Annotated in this window: 7 protein-coding genes; all 7 read right to left on the reverse strand. The window is 39.7% G+C overall.

The genetic code is table 11. The features are described from left to right. Positions 1-299: 299 nt before the first annotated feature. A complete protein-coding gene (locus Q1A70_RS19225) occupies positions 300-686 on the reverse strand; it encodes a hypothetical protein (protein ID WP_299695473.1) in 387 nt (128 codons plus the stop codon). A gap of 332 nt (positions 687-1,018) precedes the next feature. Beyond that, the gene (locus Q1A70_RS19230; protein ID WP_299695475.1) at positions 1,019-2,464 is read right to left on the reverse strand and encodes a hypothetical protein; all 1,446 of its coding nucleotides are present in this window, start codon (positions 2,462-2,464) and stop codon (positions 1,019-1,021) included. A 95-nt stretch (positions 2,465-2,559) separates the two neighbouring features. Then, on the reverse strand, positions 2,560-2,802 hold the full coding sequence (locus Q1A70_RS19235) for a hypothetical protein (protein WP_299695477.1): 243 nt from the start codon (positions 2,800-2,802) through the stop codon (positions 2,560-2,562). 8 nt (positions 2,803-2,810) lie between these two features. Then, complete coding sequence (locus Q1A70_RS19240; RefSeq protein ID WP_299695479.1) at positions 2,811-3,041, reverse strand: DUF2442 domain-containing protein; 231 nt, start codon at positions 3,039-3,041, stop codon at positions 2,811-2,813. After that, on the reverse strand, positions 3,034-3,276 hold the full coding sequence (locus tag Q1A70_RS19245; RefSeq protein ID WP_299695482.1) for a DUF4160 domain-containing protein: 243 nt from the start codon (positions 3,274-3,276) through the stop codon (positions 3,034-3,036). The genes Q1A70_RS19240 and Q1A70_RS19245 overlap by 8 nt, the downstream gene beginning before the upstream one ends. A 37-nt stretch (positions 3,277-3,313) precedes the next feature. After that, positions 3,314-3,487, reverse strand: a complete 174-nt coding sequence (locus Q1A70_RS19250) for a hypothetical protein (RefSeq protein WP_299695484.1) — start codon at positions 3,485-3,487, stop codon at positions 3,314-3,316. Between the two features lie 58 nt (positions 3,488-3,545). Beyond that, positions 3,546-3,929 (reverse strand): recombinase family protein (locus tag Q1A70_RS19255; protein WP_299695486.1); only part of this gene is annotated, 384 nt, incomplete at its 5' end.

Consider the following 3,929-nt stretch of genomic DNA (forward strand, 5'->3'; position numbering starts at 1 on the left):
TGAGATGGCTTTTTGTTCGTCACAACTAGGTAAATGGTCTTCGATACATTTCGCGCAATTTTCACACAAACGCATCGGGACTTATCACCCCGCTTTTTCGCATGGCGAGCATATAAACCGCATACGTGTAACGTAAAAGCCAGTGTCGCATTTTTTGTTTTGATTGGTGCATAGAAGACCTCACATTAGGGTGCGCCTAATTCGCTGGCTAACGCCATACGAAATGGCGTTAGCAGCGGTGATCCGCTATTTGATTTTGGTTAGTGTGGTCATTCCCCCTTTGAACTAGCAGGGAGAAATTAACCTAATTTAGAAGCAATCCAAAAAGCAGCGCCAACAAGGGCTGCTACATTTGTAAAGAAAAATCCTAGGATTAAATTAAATTTTAAATCAATCTTAGAATCCAGTGTCTTAAAATTATCATCAATCTTAGAGTTAACATCATCGAAGCGCTTATCGATTTGCTCAAAGCGCTTATCGATTTGCTCGAAGCGCTTATCAACTTGCTCGAAGCGCTTATCAACTTGCTCGAAGCGCTTATCAACTTGCTCGAAGCGAATGTTAACTGTTTCTTTTAAGGCATCAACCGACTCTTGGGTCGCATAATGACTTTCAAGTTGTCTTCCATGAAGAAGGAAATCGATCACTTTATCCGCTGGTACTTCTATTGTTTTTTCTTTATTCATGATTTCTCTCCTGAGAAAAAGAGAAACTACCATAGAGGTAATCCCTCTATGGTTTAATTGGTTAGTGAACCAGATAAACTGATTGTCGCTAAAAATTAGCCCACTACATATAAGATGAAGTAATTCGAGTATTACAGATGTTTAATATGTAATCAAGACTGTGGGGTGAACTACACTCGGACTCTTTACTGGTTAGATAACCAAAATCTCGCAGAACGTGGGGCTTTTTTGCCAGCAGTCAAAACGACTGCTCTACTGAACTAGTGGTCAGAAAATGTTCATGAAAAACCCGTGGTGATACAAGGGGTTCTCGACTTTCTCAATATTTTTAATTAGTCTGGAGCAATCCACGCATTGAGTGGGAGAACTTTAGCTGTAACGCCAAAAGCATAGCTTTCTTGATGGTAATATGCTCCCTGATAAAGAATGAAATCACAGGACTTATCAAGTTCTTTATAAATCTCATTTCCAGTCGCACATCTATAGAGCAAAGCAACTTTAATCTCGTGATTGCCTTTGGATGCATTTACTGAAATGTATTCACCTTCATTTACTGGATCAGTAAATGAGTGGCATTGCCAACCTTTCTCTCGTAAACGAGGAATAAGCTCTTCGTTCATTTTTTCTAATAGTTTTGCAGCCCTACGAAGCCAACCATCATCCGAAGCTGTATCATTGAATGGCAGGTTATTGTCAATTTGTAGTTGCTGAAGGATTTGTTGTTTAAAAAATTGGGTCTTTAAACAAACTAAAACTTCGAGGCGAAAAGACTCATGGCGCTCATCTGGCTCTGGAGGGAAAATACTCACATTACTCCCCTCTACGGCAAAGCATTCAACAAATGCAAGAGCTTGAATTAACCCCATAGCTCTAAAGAAGTTAGAGGTGTTCTGCCAAACGTCTGATTTAGCATGAGCAAAGAAATGACGGTTAAACCCAGAGTGATTATCATAAGCTGATGTTTTGGCGTAAAAGCTATTAATCAACCAGTACCTTATTGTTTCTAAGGTAAAAGAACGTTCATTCATTACCTTCATAACTGAAAGCTCAATGTATTCAGGCGGTACCCAGTCTGCTTTTTCTATATGGTGTTTTGTTACCTTCTCATGCGCCAAATCTATGCATTTATTGACTTTGTTCACTAAATCTAAATCAGAATTTCCTTCTCCAAGGATAGACCCAAGAATATCTTCAATAATAGGTATTAAAGAGGCTATAGCGGCTACTTTCATGCCGCTATAAAAAGCTAAAATGGACTCTTTGATTATAGGTAAATGCTTGGATATTGTTGTTGAATCAGCAAGAGTCTGGACAGTGATAGGGAGAATATTGCCAAGTGTATATATTGAGGTAAGGCAAGGCTCAAAACGACTCTGTAATAGCTGTTTATTCCAGCGACTATGCTCAATTATGTTTATGCCAGCGCTAAGGATTGCATCATTAATAGTTCCTCTAGCTATGTAAAGAGGCATAAACCAATCCACGGAATTCCAAAATTTCTCGTAGTTTTGTTTAAAGGCTATATTGCGATTGTAGATATCAATTTCATTGAGTTTTTGTCGAGGATAGAGGGCTGAGCCTGCATCTGTCTTTATAAAAATACCTTTAATTCGAGGGTTCCAACCAAATTCAATCTCTTCTACACTTTCAACAGTCAATCCACGCTTTTCCGCAAAGCATCTTACTTCGTCAATCGTTACTGTAGACATTTGCCCAGCGCCATTGAACCGATCCCATGTTGCACGGATCTGTTTGTTTGCTCTCACTTTTACACCCATTCAATTCCCTTGGTTAATTGATTAATCAGGAGATATACTTACTAAAAGGTGTTACGACCTGATTCGAGCTTTGAAGCTAGTGTAATTCGTAAGCTCTAACCCATCTTCTCAAGAATTACACTAGCTTCTACAGCATCATGAAACTCTAACGAAGCCTCTCCATTAGACAAAATACTGAGCTTTGCAATCGTGGCTTTTTCATCTTCAGATAACAGAGCAAACCTTGTCATACTGTGCCTTTCGAAACACTCAAAAATTCGACTTTTATCTAGAAACACAAGATTCAATAAGCCTTGCTCTGTAGTTGGAAATGGTGATTCAAAGATGAAATCTTTCATGATGTCTCCTAGTGCTTTGCTTTTAGTGGATATTTTTCAGGGTGTTTGATGCCGTCTAGCGTCAAATCCACATCCAACTCAGGCCAACAAAAACCGCTACGGCCTTGCTTTTCAACATTGAACACCGATTCAACAGTGGCGTTCTTAAACCAAGGGAATTCTTCGAAGCTCAGAAAATGCTCCTCACCCTCAGCCAGTAGCCAAAGACCAAGGGGGTTAACCCCTAAGACTTTAACCAAAGTGTTTTTTCCAAGATCCTCTGATTTCATCTTCGTGCTCTCTTACGCTTTTCTCTAACTTGTTCAAGTCTTTGACTGATAAGTTGTAAGACTTGGCTAATGTGATTTCTGGTTCAATCCAAAACTTCGCTTCACCATTCTCTCCAACCACATGAACATGTAAGCGTTCTTCTTCGTTGGAGTAGAAAAAGAACTTGTAACCTTTTTCTCTGTAAACCGCTGGACTCATTGCCATACCTCGTTCGCCTTTACTTGACGCTAGTAATGCCAAATTATTTTGCACTTTCTTTTTCAATGACCTTTAAATAGCCAAGTACCATCGCATCAAATGCTCTAGGGTTTCTGCCATAAATATTTCGCATTGTCTGAGAGGTATTACCGTAAAACTCGACCACCTCAGATAATTTCTTTACGCCAAGCTCTTTCGCTCGGATACTTGCTGTCATTTACACCTCACGCTTGTTTAATGGCCAAATTATTTTTCATTATAATGCAAAAAACAAATTATTTTGCTAAAACCTTATAAACAGTAGTCCGACTACAGCCTAACTCTTTACTTACTGCATGCTTGCTCATCCCTTGCTCAGTAAGCTCTTGAATGCGTTGGTGAAGCATCTTGTCAGGAAATCGGCCGAGGTGCCTTCCTTCAGAGCGTGCACGCTCCCTGCCCTCATTACAGCGCTGTAATATTCGTTTTCTTTCCATTTCAGCAAACGCCGATATGGTAGTGTAAATAACTCGACCGACATCGCTATTGATGTCTAAATCGCCCAAATCATGAAAGACCAAACCAGCTTTCTTTTTCGCAAGCTGATCAGCAATTTGCAAAGCATCTATGGTATTTCGAGCAATGCGGTCGACTTTGGTAACATGAATAATATCTCCCTC

The sequence above is a fragment of the uncultured Vibrio sp. genome, assembly GCF_947488985.1.
In the GTDB taxonomy this organism is placed as follows: Bacteria; Pseudomonadota; Gammaproteobacteria; order Enterobacterales; family Vibrionaceae; genus Vibrio.